At 43.6% G+C, this 18335-nt stretch carries 14 protein-coding genes and 1 pseudogene; 7 read left to right on the top strand and 8 right to left on the bottom strand.

Translation table 11 applies throughout. From position 1 onward, the window contains the following. Positions 1 to 87: 87 nt before the first annotated feature. The 3 genes from NB463_RS10490 to NB463_RS10500 all read right to left on the bottom strand — a co-directional run bounded on the left by NB463_RS10490 (position 88) and on the right by NB463_RS10500 (position 1611). Positions 88 to 657: a YceI family protein gene (locus NB463_RS10490; protein ID WP_005395526.1), complete on the bottom strand. Its 570-nt coding sequence runs from the start codon at positions 655 to 657 to the stop codon at positions 88 to 90. Continuing rightward, the gene (locus NB463_RS10495) at positions 654 to 1193 is read right to left on the bottom strand and encodes a cytochrome b (RefSeq protein WP_012842319.1); all 540 of its coding nucleotides are present in this window, start codon (positions 1191 to 1193) and stop codon (positions 654 to 656) included. Before NB463_RS10495 ends, NB463_RS10490 begins: the two co-directional genes overlap by 4 nt. Positions 1194 to 1368: 175 nt before the next feature. Beyond that, entirely contained in the window at positions 1369 to 1611 is a 243-nt protein-coding gene (locus NB463_RS10500; protein WP_005395529.1) for a DUF2164 domain-containing protein, read from the bottom strand. A gap of 186 nt (positions 1612 to 1797) precedes the next feature. Here NB463_RS10500 and NB463_RS10505 point away from each other — a divergent pair, with 186 nt between their 5' ends. Together NB463_RS10505 and NB463_RS10510 are read left to right on the top strand one after the other, a co-directional pair. Continuing rightward, complete coding sequence (locus NB463_RS10505; protein WP_258431157.1) at positions 1798 to 2430, top strand: hypothetical protein; 633 nt, start codon at positions 1798 to 1800, stop codon at positions 2428 to 2430. Positions 2431 to 2616: 186 nt separating this feature from the next. Beyond that, entirely contained in the window at positions 2617 to 3405 is a 789-nt protein-coding gene (locus tag NB463_RS10510) for an EAL domain-containing protein (RefSeq protein WP_005395532.1), read from the top strand. 27 nt (positions 3406 to 3432) lie between these two features. Here the strand turns inward: NB463_RS10510 and NB463_RS10515 are convergent, their stop codons facing one another. Both NB463_RS10515 and NB463_RS10520 read right to left on the bottom strand, forming a co-directional pair. Next, positions 3433 to 4692, bottom strand: coding sequence for a DEAD/DEAH box helicase (locus NB463_RS10515; RefSeq protein WP_253658079.1), 1260 nt, complete (start codon positions 4690 to 4692; stop codon positions 3433 to 3435). Positions 4693 to 4872: 180 nt separating this feature from the next. Continuing rightward, positions 4873 to 5350, bottom strand: a pseudogene (locus NB463_RS10520) (ACP phosphodiesterase); the annotation flags it as partial. Between the two features lie 568 nt (positions 5351 to 5918). Between NB463_RS10520 and NB463_RS10525 the strand changes: the two are divergent. Continuing rightward, positions 5919 to 7349: a methyl-accepting chemotaxis protein gene (locus NB463_RS10525; protein WP_258431158.1), complete on the top strand. Its 1431-nt coding sequence runs from the start codon at positions 5919 to 5921 to the stop codon at positions 7347 to 7349. A 429-nt stretch (positions 7350 to 7778) separates the two neighbouring features. Here the strand turns inward: NB463_RS10525 and NB463_RS10530 are convergent, their stop codons facing one another. Both NB463_RS10530 and NB463_RS10535 read right to left on the bottom strand, forming a co-directional pair. After that, the gene (locus NB463_RS10530) at positions 7779 to 8447 is read right to left on the bottom strand and encodes an HAD-IA family hydrolase (protein ID WP_005397612.1); all 669 of its coding nucleotides are present in this window, start codon (positions 8445 to 8447) and stop codon (positions 7779 to 7781) included. 194 nt (positions 8448 to 8641) lie between these two features. Beyond that, entirely contained in the window at positions 8642 to 9151 is a 510-nt protein-coding gene (locus NB463_RS10535; RefSeq protein ID WP_053808437.1) for a hypothetical protein, read from the bottom strand. Between the two features lie 262 nt (positions 9152 to 9413). On the opposite strand from NB463_RS10535, the gene NB463_RS10540 reads away from it, so the two are divergent. The 4 genes from NB463_RS10540 to glgC all read left to right on the top strand — a co-directional run bounded on the left by NB463_RS10540 (position 9414) and on the right by glgC (position 15034). Continuing rightward, positions 9414 to 9884, top strand: coding sequence for a CreA family protein (locus tag NB463_RS10540; protein ID WP_005397614.1), 471 nt, complete (start codon positions 9414 to 9416; stop codon positions 9882 to 9884). A 232-nt stretch (positions 9885 to 10116) separates the two neighbouring features. Further along, a complete protein-coding gene (locus tag NB463_RS10545; protein ID WP_005397615.1) occupies positions 10117 to 11421 on the top strand; it encodes an inosine/guanosine kinase in 1305 nt (434 codons plus the stop codon). 236 nt (positions 11422 to 11657) lie between these two features. Continuing rightward, the gene (locus NB463_RS10550; RefSeq protein ID WP_258431159.1) at positions 11658 to 13406 is read left to right on the top strand and encodes a formate--tetrahydrofolate ligase; all 1749 of its coding nucleotides are present in this window, start codon (positions 11658 to 11660) and stop codon (positions 13404 to 13406) included. 410 nt (positions 13407 to 13816) lie between these two features. Beyond that, positions 13817 to 15034 carry a glucose-1-phosphate adenylyltransferase gene (glgC, locus tag NB463_RS10555; RefSeq protein WP_006742254.1) on the top strand — a complete coding sequence of 406 codons (1218 nt, stop codon included), beginning with the start codon at positions 13817 to 13819 and terminating at the stop codon, positions 15032 to 15034. A gap of 97 nt (positions 15035 to 15131) precedes the next feature. On the opposite strand, the gene NB463_RS10560 is transcribed toward glgC, so the two are convergent. Next, complete coding sequence (locus NB463_RS10560) at positions 15132 to 18296, bottom strand: chitinase C-terminal domain-containing protein (protein WP_065646272.1); 3165 nt, start codon at positions 18294 to 18296, stop codon at positions 15132 to 15134. Positions 18297 to 18335: the final 39 nt, after the last annotated feature.

The raw sequence follows: 18335 nt of genomic DNA on the forward strand, positions 1-18335 counted from the left end.
GCTTGCCAATGTTGTCGATTGTGATTGAGGTAATAAAAAAGCGCTCTTTCGTTGAAGAGCGCTTTTACTGTATCTAAAAGAAGTTCGTTACTTCTTAACGCCTTCGATATGAAGTTCCATATCAACATAGCTTGAAGCACCCATTACTGGGATATCAAAGTCAGCAAGCTCAAGGCGAGTGTTACCAACGAAGCCAGCGCGCTCACCACCCCATGGGTCACTACCTGCGCCAACAAATTCAGCTTCGATAGTAATAGGCTTAGTAACACCGTGTAGCGTTAGATCACCAGTTACATCTAGCTTGCCATTGCCTTTATCAACCACTTTTGTGCTTTTAAAGGTCGCTTCGCTGTATTTGCCAGCATCAATGAAATCACCACTACGAATGTGCTTGTCACGTTCAGCGTGGTTGGAGTCTAAGCTAGTTGTATCAACAACAACATTCACTTTTGAATCAGCAATGTTGTTCTCATCAAAAGAAAAGTCACCAGAAAATGTATTGAAACGACCTTTGATGAAGCTGTAACCCAAGTGACTAACTTTAAAGTTAATTGAAGCGTGAGCACCTTTGGTATCGATGACATAATCTGCAGCTTGCGCACCAAATGGTAGTGCCATAGCGATAGCTAATCCTGTAGCGAAGAGTGACTTTTTCATTTTGAAGCTCCTAACATTTTTCTTAATGTGTTGTCTTTATCGATAAAGTGGTGTTTTAGCGCAGCAATAGCGTGCAAACCTGCTATCAGGATGACGGCCCAAGCTGCGTAGAAGTGAATTTCACCCGCTATGTCTGATTGTCCTGGGAATAACTCTCCCGCTCCTGGCACGGTAAACCAATTAAACACTTCGATACCGCGTCCATCAGACGTTGAAATGAGGTAACCTGAAACAAAGATGGTGACCAACAGCAGGTACATAACACCATGCGCTGCTTTAGCAGCAAGCACTTCGTAAGGTTTGCCTTCTACCTTTGGTGACGCCGTAACATGTTTCCATACAATGCGTGCCAAAGTTAAAATAGCGAGTAAAATACCGACAGAGCGATGGTAATGTGGCGCAGTTCGATACCATTCGCTGTAATAGCTAAGGTCGACCATCCACAAACCCACTGCAAATAGACCAATAATGCACAGCGCAGATAACCAGTGCATCACGCGTGCAGTAAGGTTGTAATTCTTTACCAGTGTATCCATCTCAAGTTCCTAGATATATTTCCTAAGTTAATGTTGAGCAAGAAACACTACATTAACCTATTTACGTCATATGAAACAGATTATTTACCATCATTTACATCCAGCCAATGGCACCGTATCTATCAAGTTGTTCGAATTTTTTGAAGGAACTTTAAATCGTTTATAAAACTGAAACTTACAGCTTAACTTCTTGTTCTATCTCATACAGCTCTTCGGACACTTCTAACATTCTACGTTCAACCAGTGATTTTGCATCTTCCACCCCCTTGTTGTAATAAATTGGCCCTAGTTTTTCTGTAATGAAATCAATAAGAAATTCACTATCGAACTGGCCAATCTCAACATCGAGTTCGTCCTGCATATAATCTTGAATGGCGGTTGCCAGCGTTTCTTTTTGTGCACGTTCTAACTTTATCATCTTTGCCCTTTTTCAGAATTTTGTTCTATGTGTGCTTCTATCGTCTTGCTCTCTTAAAGAGTAGGCGCGATCATTTGTGAGAAATTTGGTGTTTAGATCAAGAAGTTGCCGAAGTAAATTAGTCTATTCTCAAAAGACTATGCTAACCTTTTGCAGTTCGTTTTGTTAATTATTAAGGGATATTCTTTGCTACTCGACCTAGTGATTCAAAGTGTTAATGATTTTCAAGACGACTGTCTTAAGCTGTGTGAAAAGCATTACCCTGCGGTACATAACCAAGGCATGAGTGAGCATCATCTTGGTCTCGCGTTTTCAAGAAGAATGGAACACACTTTCCGTCACTTCGGATACAACAGCGTGGTAAAACCAATTGAAGTTTTAAATACTCCGGACCTGCCTCATCACTACCGTATTTCATCTGCAATAGGTACGGTTTGGGTCCTGAGCCACCATATGGTCAGTGCGGGAAAATCTTGTCGAGAGAACTTACTCTCATCAATTACGGAATGGCAAAGCGAATATGGTTATGCGCTGCAACCGAATGATCTACTCTTTTTAGTTTGTGATCATTGGATCAGTCGCAGCAAAACGAGCCGAGAGTTGCTTCATTGGTGGATGGGTGAACTGCCCGATCAGATCAACGAATACAAGGAGCAAGGCATCACGCTGTACACCAGCGAATCGCAGCTCACGCAATCGTTAGACACTCGATTTGGCATTAGTCCTTGTTACATTAAGTTTGGTCATCCTTTACGTCGCTCGAACAAACAACAGTTGGTCAGAAAATACTTACAACTGTATGCAGTACTACAATGGTAACATCAAATTGCATTAGGAAGATTGTCAGTCATTTCATCAATTTGTTTGATATCACTCGACAAATCTAATCATCTCTTACCATCGTTCTTGCTTGAGTTCATGAGCCCACTTAGATTCACTGCCAATGAAATAAAAAATTAGCGCGATAGCGCTGATGTAGAAGCATTGATTTAGGTTGTTGTAACAATGATGAGCACCTCGCAACTCCTTAGTTGCATCCGCAAACAAGCCGACGGGCAATACATTGCGAAATACGCAAAGCTCACTCTTCGAAGTGTCTTTCAACCTATATATAAAAAAGATATTTCTATCGTTGGCCTTGAGGCACTAGTAAGAATTACCAATGCTAATGGCACCATGATCAGGCCAGATCAGTTTTTCCAATCAAAAACCATTGCCGCTCAAGACCTACTCAATGTCGAACGCTTAAGTCGCCTAATTCATATCAAAAACTTTGCCCAATCTCACTTTCACAATAAACAACTGTTTCTTAATGTATTACCAGAAGCAGCAAAAATACTAGCCAGAGACATCACGTACAATAGGCTGCTAAAACAAACCATTTATCAATCTCATTTAGTAAATGAACAAATCGTCATGGAGTTGCTTGAGTTGAACGTAGAAGACGAGTCCTCGTTGTCGCAAGCAGCTCGTGAATTAAGCCAAGGCGGGTTTAAATTGGCGATCGACGATTATGGCGTCAATGCCTCAACAATTGAACGAGTGAAAGGCGTTCGTCCAGACATAATAAAGATGGATCGCTCGTTAATGCTGAGATACGAAAATGGTGACTGGAAAGCTCTAGTCGATGCATTATCACTAGCAAGAACGTTGCGCTCTAAAACCGTTATCGAAGGAATTGAAACCGAGCATCAACTTAACTTAATGAAAAAACTCGGTTTCGATATGTATCAAGGATACCTACTCGCTATCCCGCAAACGTTAGACGTTTATGAAGAGGCAAAAACAGCCTGACTATGTAAGAACAAAAGTTTGTGCGGTTTAGCGAGAGTTACGTGATTTACCACGGCTCTTATGAATCGCTAATTTTGCTTTTAGCTTACGCTTCTCTGATGAACGGCTTCGACGGCGTCCACTACCATTTTTCTCAGGCTCGACTTCTTCTATAAGGCTTGGCTCGAAGCCTGCCAACCATTCTTGCGGTAGGCGTTGATCAAGCAAATTCTCGATAGCATGCAATAAATATTCTTCATCCCGACTCATTAGAGACACAGCTAACCCCGACTTTCCTGCACGGCCAGTACGGCCTATACGGTGGACATAATCTTCGGCTTTAAATGGCATATCAAAGTTCACCACTTGCTCTAACTCTTGAATATCCAGTCCTCGTGCTGCTACATCTGTCGCAATCAACGCACGCACCTTACCTTGTTTGAACTCATCCAACGCTCTTTGACGCGCACCCTGTGACTTATCCCCGTTAATTGAAACCGCTTTTATGCCATCTAACTTAAGCTCTTTTGCTAGCTCATCGCTACCTTGCTTAGTTTTTGTAAATACAAGCACTTGCTGCCAATTGCGCGAGCCAATCAAGTACGCCAATAATTCACGTTTACGCTTTTTGTCTACCGGATAAACCATCTGTTTTACCGTTTCAGCCGTCGTGTTTGCTGGTGACACTTCAACTTCAACCGGCGATTCCATGAGTTTGTACGCAATAGTCTTGATTCGCTTTTCAAATGTCGCAGAGAACAACAGGATCTGTTTTTCGGCGGGTAAACGTCGGAAGATGCGTTGCAAGTCAGGCCAGAATCCCATATCTAACATACGGTCGGCTTCGTCTAGAACGAGCATACTGGTTTTGGAGATGTTTACGTTGCCATTAAACAGATGATCCAAAAGGCGGCCTGGTGTTGCAATCAAAATATCAACGCCCTCTTCTAACTTCCTCTTTTGTACGCCAATGCTTGTACCACCATAAACACACACAATGCGAAGTTCGGTTTGTGCAGAGTACTGATTCAAATTATCAAATACCTGCTGCGCAAGCTCGCGTGTTGGAACCAAAACCAATGCTTGAGGCGTACCGTTGAGTTTCTTTTGCTGAACGGTTTGTATAATAGGTAAACCAAACGCAGCTGTTTTCCCCGTACCAGTTTGTGCAGCAGCAAGTAAGTTCTTTCCTTCAAGGACATGTGGAATAGACTTTTCTTGCACTGGTGTTGGTGTCACGATATTTAGATTGCTTAGCGTCTCGATTAGCTTTTGTTCAATGCCTAAGTCAGCAAAATTAACAGACATGTGTAACCTCATTATTTTTGGAGCGCAGAGTTTACCAGAGCCCCAATAGCCATACTACTTTTCTATCTCATTGGGCTGAATCAATAAGATGTTGCTGAAATCATACGACTGGCGTAAAACGTCTCGATAGAGTGTCGAGAACTTCTCTTCCAATTCTGTGTAATCACTCTCAATCACTTTAAATGTTGTAGTAAGGTCAGCCATTCTCGGGCTTCTTTGCGACATTCGATGTAATGCAAATTCGATATTATCCAGGTCTTGGTATGACTGAAGCCATCGACCGTGCCACATCCGGCTGTGGAGCACCAAAAAACGCGATGGCAAATGTTCATCAACGTCACGGTTTACTCGCTCGTATGCCGAGTCGACAAAGTGTTCGAGAGATACGGCATAAAAGTCGTTCCAGTGTTTTGTCCCAGAACATATCGAGAGCGATAGGGGCAAAGCGCCGCGCAGTACCTTTGAAGTGAGGTTTGCATTCGTTAACAATAGGATGGTGATCGGTAATGCGGTCAACAAATCTATGTAATTTAATGCCGTTCGAGATATCACGTTCATACAGCTTGCTTGGATCTCCTTTTACGAAGTCTCCAAGCAAGTTTCCCAATAAATGGCTGTTACAGTGGTCTGCGATATGCAGGTGGGCTAGAAAGTTCATCCGACGCCAGTTTTGGCCTTTAAGGCTTGGTGTGACATGAACCTAGTATAACGTCAATTACGACGAGATGAGAGTGTTCCGCTATTCGGCTTCGTTGTCTGAGCCAACGTATTCCGACAAGATAATGCCAATTTCAAGCGCATCTAGCAGCTCTAGGCTCTCATCGTTTTGGTATTGGTCGCTCATTGTGACCTCCTTTATTTTAAGCTCTCTTGCTTGTACTTGCTGACGGCTTGGCCTTGCCATATCCACGTCAACAACTCCTTTTTATAGTCTTTATATGACACATTCATGACAGCGAGAAGTAAAGATTTAAAAACCTATGAGCAGAATCAAAAGTAAACGTTTGCAACCAGATTTCATATCTACTTAGCACTACAGAGAAATAGCTCTTTTATCAATATTTATGTCAATTTAAAGATATAACATACCGTTATAGGCGTCCTTAGATCTCATTTCTTAAACTAAATTTAGTTTTCGTTACATATTTTGCTGATTAACTTCGCATATTTTGTTTCGATATAGCAATAGATTTGGTCAATATCTTTTATCTCTAATGGAGCTTTAAATGAGAGAAGTTGAGTTTAGAACGATAGACAGGCTGTTTATCAAGATGTCTATCAACGACAAAATGTGGGTTATATTCCTGCTGTTTTTAGTAGCCCTCACTTCTGTGGCTGGAAGCCGCTACTTCAATGAAATACAACAATTTAAACAACAAGCGATTTCTGCTAGCGAAGCGAAACTTTCTGGTATTGTTGACGCTCAACCAGGTCTTGTTCCACAAATTGACGGCGTATCGAAATCAAGTCGCGTAAGCGAGAGCTCTTTTGTTGATGGCTCTGTCACCGCTTATGCAAAGTTGCATTCTGGCGAAGTGATTAAGTTGACTCAAAACGTATCCGCGCAATACGAATCTGCAAAGTCGTCAGCCTTAACCTCTCTGTTACTCAGCTTTTTATGGGTTGTTCCTTTTGCCCTTTTCTCTTACTGGGTTGCGACCTTTATAGGAGGCGCCCTGTGGGTTTTATATACGACAACCGAAAAAATTGGTGAAGGTGATTTAACCTCTCGCCTTGGTTTTCATCCTGGCCGAGACGAGTTTGGCACCATTGGTTGCGCGTTAGATAAATCGATGGACACCTTAAGTGAACTAGTTAACAGTGTGAAAAATAATGCGGCTACATTGAGTGAGACATCTTCTGCATTCGAAAAAGATATGCAGTTGAGCGAAACGCAGATATCTCATCAATATCAAACACTCGATTCCGTCGCGACAGCAATGGAAGAAATGACAGCCTCTGCAAAAGAAGTATCCAGCATTTCCCAACAAGCGACGATGCAATCCGATCAGGATGCTCAAAAGATCGAGCTAAGCAGAAATCGCGTGCAAAATGTGATTGGAGAAATTGAGACGTTATCCAGCTATATTGAACAGGCTTCCACGTCAGTAAACAACTTAAATGAGAACACGACACAGATCAATGACGTTATTACAACGATCAATGCCATTTCAGAACAAACCAACCTATTGGCTCTGAATGCGGCAATTGAAGCAGCACGCGCTGGTGAACAAGGTCGTGGATTTGCTGTGGTTGCTGATGAAGTGCGTACATTGGCAAGCCGAACTCAACAGGCAACAGTAGAAATTCAAGCCATGATTGAGAAACTACAAACCGAGAGCCAAAACATTGCTTCAATCACTGATCGAACCGTTCAACAAGCGCAAACCAGTAGCCAGCTTATTGATGAAATTGGTCATGATGTGACGTCTATTGCTGAATCCGCACGCTCATTGATGGACATGAGTATCCAAATTTCCACCTCAGCAGAAGAACAAAGCGCAGTCGCCAACGATATTGCATCTGAGCTTTCAGAAATTCGCAGCCAGTCGAGCACAATCAGAGAAGTTGCAGAGCAATCTACCGTAGGGGTAGCTAATCTCACTCAGGCGTCAGTGTCTCTTGGTGAGGTATTACAACGCTACCGCACCGCATAACTTTGCAGCATTTATGATCAACAAGGGCTCCTCAGGAGCCCTTTTCTTTAAACCGTTTTCAGCCGTTATCGTCGATATTTTCTACTACACACAAGTGGATATTTGAAGTGAATCTCAAGTTCTCGCTGTACCTGATGAAATAATGTTCATAAACAAAGCGTTCCGCTATGCTTAATCCTGCCAATTCCAATTTGCTGCTGGAAAACAATATGAATAATTACAAAGATACAAAAGACATCGAAAACCTAAGTTGCCCTCTCTGCCAGGGGGATGAATATCTCATTTCATCGGATGGAGAGAAATTCACATGCGCTGCTTGCGGATTTCATACAAAAAGCTTCTCATCCATCCAATGCCTACATCAAACCCCTTACCTACAGTCCAAACTTAAACATATCCATAGCTTAAGTACGGTGTGCCATTAAGAGATTAAACAGAGCAGCTAAATAGCTGCTCTTTTAATTCATCTAAATGTTGAATGCGAATTACGCGTTCATCATCAACACGATTGATTGCCTCACCATTAAATAGCTGTACGGTTTTAATGCCAGCGTTTAATCCCGCTTCTACGCCTTTAGGTGTGTCATCAATATAAAGACAGTCGCTCGGTAAAAAGCCCATGCTCATTGCACTGTACATAATTAAGTCAGGTTCAGGCTTCCAACTATTCGCATCGAATGCAGAGAACACTTTCCCTTGGAAAGCATCGAGCAATCCTGTTAACTCCAATGCGTATTCTATTTTATCTTTCGGCCCATTGGACGCGACACAATATTCGATATTATGCGAATCTAAAAACTGAATTAATCGCTTTGCGCCATCCATCGGCTGTAAGTGGCGAACAAAAAGAGACTGGACTTCTTCACGGTATTGCGGCTCTAAGACATCAATAGGGACTTTGATATCTTTCAGCTCTTTAGTATCTAAAAGGATGTCAGCGAGCTTTCCTCCTTTAAAATGAGAAACGCACTCTTCCATCGTTAATTCTGCGCCATGCAGGTTAAATACATTGACGAGAGCTTGGCAACACAATCGTTCACTATCGACCAACGTACCATCACAATCAAATATCACGCACTTAATATTGGTAATTGCCATAGCCATCTCCAGACATCTTAAAGGCTAATGCCCTAGCTGATTTTAAAAATGTTGGCTTAATCTTATTTAAGTTTGGGATTGTTGAAACGACGAGCTTGGCATTTCATGGAAATAGAGGGGAGCAATTACAGTTTTTCTAAGCAAGATCACCTATCGTCATCTTGCTTTGCTTTTTATGCATTTGAGTGCGCAAATTAGCTTTCAATAATCACCGAATCTAAAAGCTTGTGTTCGGTACTTAGTCTTTTAGCAAGATCCGCCACAAACGAACTCTTGTATTTTGATTCAGAAACCGCGACATCAGAGATAAGCGTGTTTCCTTTAAGGTGGCTAATAATAGCGGCACCAATTGGAGCTCCAGCTTTAAAACCAACATATAACTCAAAATCTGGCGTTAGAATTATCTGAGTGAGGTATTCCACAATCATATCTTTATCGTACTGTTGATCCCAACGCTGAGACTGCAGGACAGAAAACATGATAGTAAGTCGGTGAAAATCGACCAGAAAAATATCGTCAGAGCTAAATTCAGAATTACTTTCAAGTAGCGTGTCTTTGTCGACCACTTGATAGGTTGCTTGTTCTAGTGCTTTGAAATAGACATCACGCCCTTTCAGACTCTCTGGTGTTGGAAATTCAACTTCAACCAGATCATACAGCCATGTATTTTTACGCTCGATACTGGCTAACTGTTGTTCATTCATTTTGATACCTTAGTTGCAAAACGAAATGTGCAGAGTATTTCATTCTCACATAGAGTGAAGCTTAGACAGAGCGACAAGCGATATAAAGTCATATTGGGAGAAAGTATGGTCACTCTAACTCATCATTTCGTTTAGAGCAGTACATTAGCATGAAGCCCACAACAAACCTAGCGTACGTAGACCTTTCCTTGGCTAAATTTTGTTTTAGTTGCAAACCTCTGATAGATTTTATCAATATCTTTCCTAGTTAAGGACAAAAATAATGAAAAAGATGCTGTTAAGTGCATTGCTTGCTACTACGCTGGTTGGTTGTTCAGATAACGATGTTGCTGATGTAGGACTCGGTTGGTTTACTTTGAAAGACATCAAAGTAGGTGAATTAAAAGACGAGGTAGTCACGGGGGTAACGTGTCATATAGCTTCTATCGAAGCAGATTTTAGCTTAGCGGATCCAAGTGACAGCTCAATATCCTGTCGTCAGACTGGCGAAATTACGCCGGAAATGATTGCAAAAATAGATAAAAGTAAGTCTGGCGAAATTGTATTTAAGAAGTCAAAAAGTATTTTCTTCAAAACCATGAAGGTTCGCCGAATTTATGATGCAGACAACCAAACCTTACTCTACCTGTCTTACACAACAAAAGAGACAGACGGTAGCTTTAAGCACAGCCTATCGACAGTTCCACTTTGGGGTACCAAGGCTTACGTTGAGCCAACTGAAGTGAAAAAGTAACGCGGCTAAATTTGGATAGCTCCAAGCTCGTTGTTAAAGAGAATAACCGATCAACAATCTGAAAAGCGACCAATTGCAGTACTATAAGCATCAGTAATTTAGGCTATCTTGGTCGCAATTTCTCCAGCTCGCTGATTTTTTCAGCGGGCAAACTTCTTTGTAATAAAACGCCACGATTTTCATTTTTTTGTGATACAATCCCGCCTCTTTTTTTTCTCACTCAAGAACAAGCATGAAGTTTCCTGGTCAGCGTAAATCTAAACACTACTTCCCAACTCACGCTCGAGATCCATTAGTAAACCAAATCCGACAAGCGCCTAAGCTATATCGCCCAACTATTGTTGGTGTCGGTCAAACCATCGTAGATATCGAAGCGCGTGTAGATGATGCGTTTTTAGAAAAATACAACCTAAGTAAAGGACATTCACTCGTTCTTGAAGAAAGCAAAGCAGATGCACTTTACGAAGAACTGGTTGAGCAAGGCCTGATCACACACCAATACCCAGGTGACACGATTGGCAACACGCTCCACAATTACTCAGTATTGGCGGATAGCAAATCCGTTTTGCTCGGTGTGATGTCCAAGAACATTCAAGTTGGTTCTTTTGCTTACCGCTACCTTTGCCGCACGTCTTCACGCATGAACCTCAACCACCTACAAACGGTAGATGGTCCTATTGGTCGTTGTTATACCCTGATTTCTCAAGATGGCGAACGCACATTTGCTATCAATGAAGGTCACATGAACCAACTACTTCCGGAAAGCATTCCTGAAGAGATCTTTGAGAAAGCATCAGCTCTAGTTGTTTCTTCTTACCTCATGCGCGGTAAAGAAGAGGATCCAATGCCGAAAGCAGTACAAAAAGCGATCGACTTTGCCAAGAAGCACGATGTCCCTGTTGTACTGACTTTAGGCACAAAGTATGTTATCGAAGGTAACGCGCAATGGTGGCAAGAGTACATTCGCGAGAACATATCTGTTGTTGCAATGAATGAAGAAGAAGGCGCGGCATTAACAGGCGAGACAGAACCGCTAGCGGCTGCTGATAAAGCACTTGAGTGGGTCGATCTTGTTCTATGTACTGCTGGGCCAAATGGCCTATACATGGCAGGTTACACTGACGAAAAAGTAAAACGAGAAACCACACACGACATTCTTGAAGGCTCAATTGAAGCCTTTAACCAATACGAATTTAGTCGTGCGATGCGTAAAGGAGATTGTGAGAAGCCAATGAAGGTATACTCTTACATTGGTCCTTACCTAGGTGGTCCACTAGAGATTAAGAACACCAACGGCGCAGGTGATGCGGCGCTTTCTGCTTTACTGCATGATATGGCTGCAAACTCTTTCCATCAAAAAGAAGTGCCTAACTCAGAAAAGCACGAAGTACGCTGTTTGACTTACTCATCACTTTCTCAGATCTGTAAATATGCAAACCGAGTAAGCTATGAAGTGTTGACGCAACACTCTCCTCGCCTATCGCGAGCACTTCCTGAACGAGAAGATAGCTTAGAAGAAACTTACTGGGATCGTTAAGATCACAGCTTTAAAGTTAAAAATACATCAAGGTCACCATTTGGTGGCCTTTTTGTTTTGATCTAGCGCAGTAATTAGTAGATTTTGTTAGTATGTAGCACAGTATAGAGCAGTAAACTCTTTACATACCGAATCGAAACAGTACCATCACCGAGCAAACGTTTGCCCAACAATAATACTTGCTCCAACTCAGATTGTTTTTCAACACTACCTGCGAGTCACTTTAGGGATTATCCATGCAGTCAGATATTGAAATTTGCCGAAACACACCACTTTCTTCTATTGATGTTATTGCGGAAAAAGTAGGGTTACTACCCGAAGAATATGACACTCACGGGAAGCACAAAGCCAAAGTCCATCCAAAATGTTTGGAGCGGCTCAAAGAGAATGATAACGGTAAACTTGTGCTTGTTACTGCGATCACTCCTACCCCACTTGGCGAAGGAAAAACCGTTACAACAGTCGGACTGGCGCAAGGTTTAGCTAAGCTTAGACAATCCGTTATCGCATGTATTAGACAACCTTCTATGGGGCCTGTATTCGGTATTAAAGGCGGTGCTGCTGGCGGTGGTTATTCCCAAGTTGCTCCAATGGAAGAACTGAACTTGCACCTTACTGGTGACATCCATGCGGTGACGGCGGCGCATAATCTAGCTTCAGCCGCGCTTGATGCTCGCTTGTATCATGAACAACGCGAAGGCTATGATGCCTTTGAAGCACGTACTGGATTAAAGGCACTTAAAATCGATACGGCAAGCATTACTTGGAAACGAGTAATGGACCATAATGATCGTGCACTACGTAAAGTCAAAATTGGGTTAAATGAGCCAGGAAAAGTCATCAATGGATTCGAACGCGACGAAGGGTTCGATATTTCTGCCGCGTCTGAGTTAATGGCTATCATTGCACTGGCTAAAGATTTGAAAGATTTACGTCAGCGTATTGGGAAAATTGTCGTAGCGTACGATTTGAACGGAAACCCGGTAACCACGGAGGATCTGCAAGTTGCAGGAGCAATGGCTGTGACATTAAAAGAGGCCATTGCACCGACACTGATGCAAACTCTGGAAGGTGTTCCTACGTTGATTCACGCAGGCCCGTTTGCAAACATCGCCCATGGAAATTCATCTATTATTGCCGACGATATCGCGCTAAAACTATCAGATTACACTGTAACAGAGGCGGGATTTGGCTCAGATATGGGATTTGAGAAAGCGTGTAACATTAAAGCTGCCGCCGCTAGCAAGGCGCCAGATTGTGTAGTGATAGTAGCTACATTACGCGGCCTCAAAGCAAATTCTGGACACTACGATTTACGACCAGGTATGGCCATTCCAGATTCCATTTTTAATCCAGACCAAGCAGCGTTGGAAGCGGGATTTGAAAACTTAAAATGGCACATTAATAACGTTCATAAATATGGCATTCCAGCTGTTGTCGCTATTAACCAGTTTCCGCAAGATTGTGAGAAAGAGCTTAAAATACTTAAAGAGCTGGTTCAGCAATTTAATCCGGAAGTTAAAGTCGCTATCAGCACCGCTTTTGCGCAAGGCGGGCAAGGCACAACTCAGTTAGCTCAACATGTTATTGACGCTTGTGCCCAGCCTACAGAGTTTCGTCCTTTATACAGTAAAGAACAATCGTTACACGAAAAACTTATGGCTGTGTGTGAAGCTGGCTATGGTGCCGCCAATATAGAAGTGAGTTCCCTTGCTACTGAACAGCTCAACCATTTTGAAAATCTAGGTTTTAACAACTTAGCGGTTTGCATAGCGAAAACCCCACTATCGATAACAACAGATTCCGCTGTCAAAGGCGCGCCGACAGGTTTTACAGTCCCTATCCGCGAGTTACGTCTGTGTGCTGGCGCTGGGTTTGTGTATGCGTTGTCCGGTACGGTGATGACGATGCCAGGTTTGCCTGATAAACCTGCATTTATGAACTTAGACCTTGATGATGAAGGGAATATCGTCGGCCTCTCTTAGTGTAGTAGCAACGTATAGTTGACTATAAAGGAAGCACGTTTAAAGAGTGAGTGGTTTACTTCTATATCCACTCACTTTGGACAGACGAAGAGGCGTGCTGGATTATCTTTATCTTACTGTTTTATCCTCACTTTACATTGTAAATCCATACTTATTTTCTCCCCTTCCCTATAATCTTGCGCCAATTTGATGCACGGCCTACTTAGCACTTCACTAATGTGGTGCAATTACCTTGCGATGAACTTTTAACCTCTTTGATTTTTAAAGAGATATTCTATGGCTCGAATCTTGTACTAAAGTTTGCAGTAGTAAACACATCAGCACATGCACTTTCAAAACCTCTGCGCTGTACACCACTTCCTCCTGGTTAGCACCGTTTTGATGCATGCAAAAAAGGGAAAGGGAATAATATGGAAGACGCACTCGCCGTAATTTTAGCAGGAGGGATGGGGTCTAGACTCAGCCCACTCACCGATGACAGAACCAAGCCAGCAGTACCTTTTGGCGGAAAGTATAGAATTATAGATTTCACACTAACCAACTGTTTACACTCAGGTTTACGTAAAATCCTTGTTTTGACCCAATACAAATCTCATTCACTTCAAAAACACTTGCGAGATGGTTGGTCAATATTCAACCCAGAGCTTGGCGAGTACATTACTGCGGTTCCACCCCAAATGCGCAAAGGTGGTGCATGGTATGAAGGAACTGCTGATGCGATTTATCACAACATGTGGTTACTATCGCGCAATGACGCGAAGTATGTGGTTGTGTTATCCGGCGATCATATCTATCGAATGGACTACGCCGCAATGCTTGAAGAGCATAAAGAGAAAGGTGCTAAGCTCACCGTTGCCTGTATGGATGTTCCCGTAGAGGATGCTTCAGCATTCGGGGTAATGGGCACCGCAGAAAACGGGCTAGTTACTTCATTTATAGAAAAACCAGAATGCCCACCTACCCTTCCAGGAAGCAAAACCAGAAGCCTCGTTTCCATGGGGATCTATATCTTTGATATGGATGTTTTAAAAGAAGCACTCGAAGACGACTCAAAACTCGATTCATCAAGTCATGACTTCGGAAAAGACATCATACCTAAGCTGATTGATACGGAATCCGTTTATGCTTATCAATTTTGTGGCAGTAAAGGGCGCGTTGATAAGGATTGCTACTGGCGCGACGTGGGTACCATTGATTCCTTCTATGAAGCGAATATGGATCTGCTAGAGCCAGTACCACCAATGAACCTATATCAATCCAATTGGGCGATTCGTACTTACGAGCCGCAGTTTCCACCAGCTCGTACCGTATCGTCAGCCACGGGCAATGAAGGTATTTTTATTAACTCCATCATTGCTACCGGTGTCATCAATTCTGGAGGCTCAGTACAGCATTCCATTATTTCCTCTAACGTACGCATTCAAGACAGTGCAACGGTTGTCGATTCCATCATTTTTGATGACGTAGAGGTCGGTGAAGGAAGTCAGTTGGTCAACTGCATAGTTGATAAACATGTTCGTATTCCGCCACATACTCAAATTGGCATCAACAAACTAGAAGATGCGAAGCGATTTAAAATCTCAGACAAAGGTATTGTCGTCATACCCGAAAGTTACCAATTCGACTAAACGACAAACCATCGCAACAAAAAAGCGCACGATCATCATCGTGCGCTTTTGTTTAAGTGCCTATTAACGTTAGGCTATAACAAATAATACATAATAATTAGATGTTACATACCGTTGACCAGCTACCATCTGTGCCCGGCTCAGCCGCTGTCCACCAGTTCGCTTGGTAAACCACACCGTTGTGGATGATCTTATCACCTTGGTTAGCGTGGCTTGGGTTACCAGCCCAATCCGTTTGTGGTAGAGCTGGGTATGTCACTAAACCTGTCGTATCACACGTACCTGGTTCAGTAGTACCACCATCACCCGAGCCTGCATTTAGGTCGCCAATTGGTAGTTCTGGCTGTTCAAACTTGAACGCAAACTCTTTACCACCAGAAATCACTGAGTAGTTAGCCGGACCAGAGATTGGTAGGTAGTAAACCATATCAAGCTCGTAAGTACCGCCCGCTGGTAAATCTTTCCAAGCAGGTAGAGAGAACGATACGCGGTGCATTACGCCATCTAAGCCACCGATGTTGTTTGCACGAGTATGTCCAGAAGCAATGACTTTCAAACCGCCACCAGATTGATCTTTCGCATTATCAGGAGCTGATACTGGGATATCAAACTGGAATTCAGTACCACCAGGGATCGCTTGACCAGTGTTGTTCGTAAACGTGATCTTCGGATTAATTGGGTAGTTTTGGTCGCCAACCTTAAAGCCGCCAACGCTGACTGTAATGTCTACCGCTTCTGTTGGTGTCGGACCCGTCGCGACTTTATTACCGTAAGGTGTTGCAGACTTAAACTTGTCGTAGATAGCTTTGGTCATAGTGTTACCCATGTGGTACTCACCATTACCAGCTGCACAAGCTTGTTCTGTTGCATCTACTGCCGTACGATTACCATTTGCATCCAGTACGTAACAGTTGTAGTCGCCTGCCAGTTCCCAGAACATAATACCGCCGATTTCTTTATCGATAACGTAATCAGCTTTCACTTCGATAGAAGCTTTATCTTCCGTAGATAGGAACACGCTCTTCTCTGCGTTCCACAACCAAGGCGCTACAGCAACGCTATCGTAATGACGTGTATATGTACCAACAAACTTATCCGAAGGATCGTTAACTGGATCAAGACCGTAAGCGGCTGCGTAAGAGCCCCAGATACCATTTTCTAGGTTCTTCGCATGCCACATTGGGTTAGAGCCAGCGCCCATTTCGTTGCCTTTAGGGTCTGTATCGTGCCACATGTTGTCGATACCAATAGCACCGTGACCACAGTTGTTCTTCTCACCTTCACCGGTACCAGGTTGACACTCAGCTTGGTTTGGCAGTGCTGCTCGGCCCCACAGACCATTTTCACCACCAGTAACACCTTGCCAACCACGGGTGTAGTAAGGAACACCGATGTTGATACGACCTGCTGGCATAGAACCACGGAAATAGTGGTAAGCCCAGTCTGTGTTCAAGTAACCGATACCACCGTATGCAGCAGTGCCGTATACGTTCCACTGGGCTAGCTCCGAGTCTTTACCTGTATCGAATAATGCTGCGTTGTGACCAACGTGATCATTCCAAGCCCCATGCAAGTCGTAAGACATGATGTTTACGTAGTCTAGGTACTTAGTTACATCGAAGGTTTCCATACCACGCAGTAGGTAACCTGAAGATGGTGCTGCGATAGTCAGCATATAATGAATGCCATCTTGCGCGGATGCCGCATCAAGTTTCTCACGCAATACTTTCATCAGCTCTTGGTAAGACGCCCATAGATACTGACGACGTGGTTCCATGAAGTCTTTGTCGTAAGGGTTACCAGCACCAGCCATTGATGTCGGGTATTCATAGTCGATATCCAGACCATCGAACTTGTACTGACGCATCATTTCAACGGCTGAAGTTGCGAACTTCTCGATGCCTGCATGGTTAATAGAACCGTCCGCATTCGTCGTCATGGTGTAGAAGCCACCATCAGCTACACGATTGCCGTTCGTATCGAAGTGACCGCCCGTTTCAGCCCAACCACCGATAGAGATTAACGTTTTAACATCATGTTTTTGCTTGTAAGTCGCGAGCGCACCAAAGTGACCTTTAAAGCCAAGAGCAGGATCTACCTCAACGCCAGGCCAAGTTTTACCCGTAGCAGGGTTGTTAGGGTCATTAACGTCACCAACGTTTACTTTACCATCAGAACCAATGCTCACAAACGCGTAGTTAATGTGAGTAAGTTGCTCCCAAGGAATATCTTTAACAAGGTAAGTAGATTGAGGGTCCTCACCTGCGCGCCAGCTAGTAAAGTAACCAATCACACGACGTGGGTGATCGGCGCCCATTTTCTCGCGACCTTCTTCGTCATAAATAGAACAGTAAGGGACGTCTACACCCGTTGTTTGATACAAGCCATCAGGGCGACAGTTAGATGTCACCGCGCCACCGTTTACCGTTAACGTCGCAAGTGCAGAATCTGCAGTTGCTCCGGCATCATCGGTTGCTCTCGCATAAACACTTAGCGAACCAGCTTGTGAAGGCATTACATCAAGCGTGTATGGTGCAGTTGTTGCGGTGCCAGCAAGGACGCCCGCCACATAGAAATCAACTTTAGCAACGGTGCCATCCGCATCTGCGGCATTCGCAGTCAGTGTGACGGAGCCACCCAAGTCAATAGAAGTCGCAGAAAGAGCAACATCCACTGTCGGCGCTTCGTTACCAGGTTGTGCTGGTGCCACAGTTAACGTCACAGCACTTGCTGTGCTCACTGCACCTGCATCATCATACGCCTTAGTAGAGAATTCGTGCTGGCCTTCAGTCGCTGTCCATGACGCAGCATAAGGCGCAGACGTTGCCTGACCAACTAATACGCCATCAACAAAGAATTCTACTTTGCTAACAGTACCATCGGTATCAGCTGCATCTGCAGCTAGGTTAACAACATCCCCCGCAGTCACAGAAGCCGACGCAGAAGGCGATGTCAGAGTAACAGTCGGGACTTCATTCTGAGGTGGATCAACCGGCCCAGTGCCATCACATGCGCCAAGTGTTTCCCACTCGCCCCACTCACCAGATTGCGCTGGGTTACTGTTTTGCGTCCAGTAACGTGCTTTGTAAGCATTACCTTCATGTTGAACTTGGTCACCACCGTTATAAACTTTTGATGATTGCCAAGTTTCTAGAGGGGCACAGTCAACCGCTGCGTAGCTATTGAAGGCCATAAGACAAGAAGCGGTGAGAGTGCTTAGTGTGAACACGCTTTTCACTGCGTTGCCGTTTTTAAGGTGCATAATCGCTCTTCCTTAAGTTATTGTTAAAACAATACTAAA

It is taken from the genome of Vibrio sp. RM-41-2B (genome assembly GCF_024744415.1).
Lineage (GTDB): Bacteria > Pseudomonadota > Gammaproteobacteria > Enterobacterales > Vibrionaceae > Vibrio > Vibrio diabolicus.

Excerpts from the sequence above, each read along its gene's own strand:
- NB463_RS10550 (WP_258431159.1), top strand. The coding sequence starts at position 11,658 with ATGCAGTCAGATATTGAAATTTGCCGAAACACACCACTTTCTTCTATT.
- NB463_RS10540 (WP_005397614.1), top strand. The coding sequence starts at position 9,414 with ATGAAAAAGATGCTGTTAAGTGCATTGCTTGCTACTACGCTGGTTGGT.
- glgC (WP_006742254.1), top strand. The coding sequence starts at position 13,817 with ATGGAAGACGCACTCGCCGTAATTTTAGCAGGAGGGATGGGGTCTAGA.
- NB463_RS10530 (WP_005397612.1), bottom strand. The coding sequence starts at position 8,447 with ATGGCAATTACCAATATTAAGTGCGTGATATTTGATTGTGATGGTACG.
- NB463_RS10535 (WP_053808437.1), bottom strand. The coding sequence starts at position 9,151 with ATGAATGAACAACAGTTAGCCAGTATCGAGCGTAAAAATACATGGCTG.
- NB463_RS10545 (WP_005397615.1), top strand. The coding sequence starts at position 10,117 with ATGAAGTTTCCTGGTCAGCGTAAATCTAAACACTACTTCCCAACTCAC.
- NB463_RS10525 (WP_258431158.1), top strand. The coding sequence starts at position 5,919 with ATGAGAGAAGTTGAGTTTAGAACGATAGACAGGCTGTTTATCAAGATG.
- NB463_RS10500 (WP_005395529.1), bottom strand. The coding sequence starts at position 1,611 with ATGATAAAGTTAGAACGTGCACAAAAAGAAACGCTGGCAACCGCCATT.
- NB463_RS10560 (WP_065646272.1), bottom strand. The coding sequence starts at position 18,296 with ATGCACCTTAAAAACGGCAACGCAGTGAAAAGCGTGTTCACACTAAGC.
- NB463_RS10515 (WP_253658079.1), bottom strand. The coding sequence starts at position 4,692 with ATGTCTGTTAATTTTGCTGACTTAGGCATTGAACAAAAGCTAATCGAG.
- NB463_RS10495 (WP_012842319.1), bottom strand. The coding sequence starts at position 1,193 with ATGGATACACTGGTAAAGAATTACAACCTTACTGCACGCGTGATGCAC.
- NB463_RS10490 (WP_005395526.1), bottom strand. The coding sequence starts at position 657 with ATGAAAAAGTCACTCTTCGCTACAGGATTAGCTATCGCTATGGCACTA.
- NB463_RS10510 (WP_005395532.1), top strand. The coding sequence starts at position 2,617 with ATGATGAGCACCTCGCAACTCCTTAGTTGCATCCGCAAACAAGCCGAC.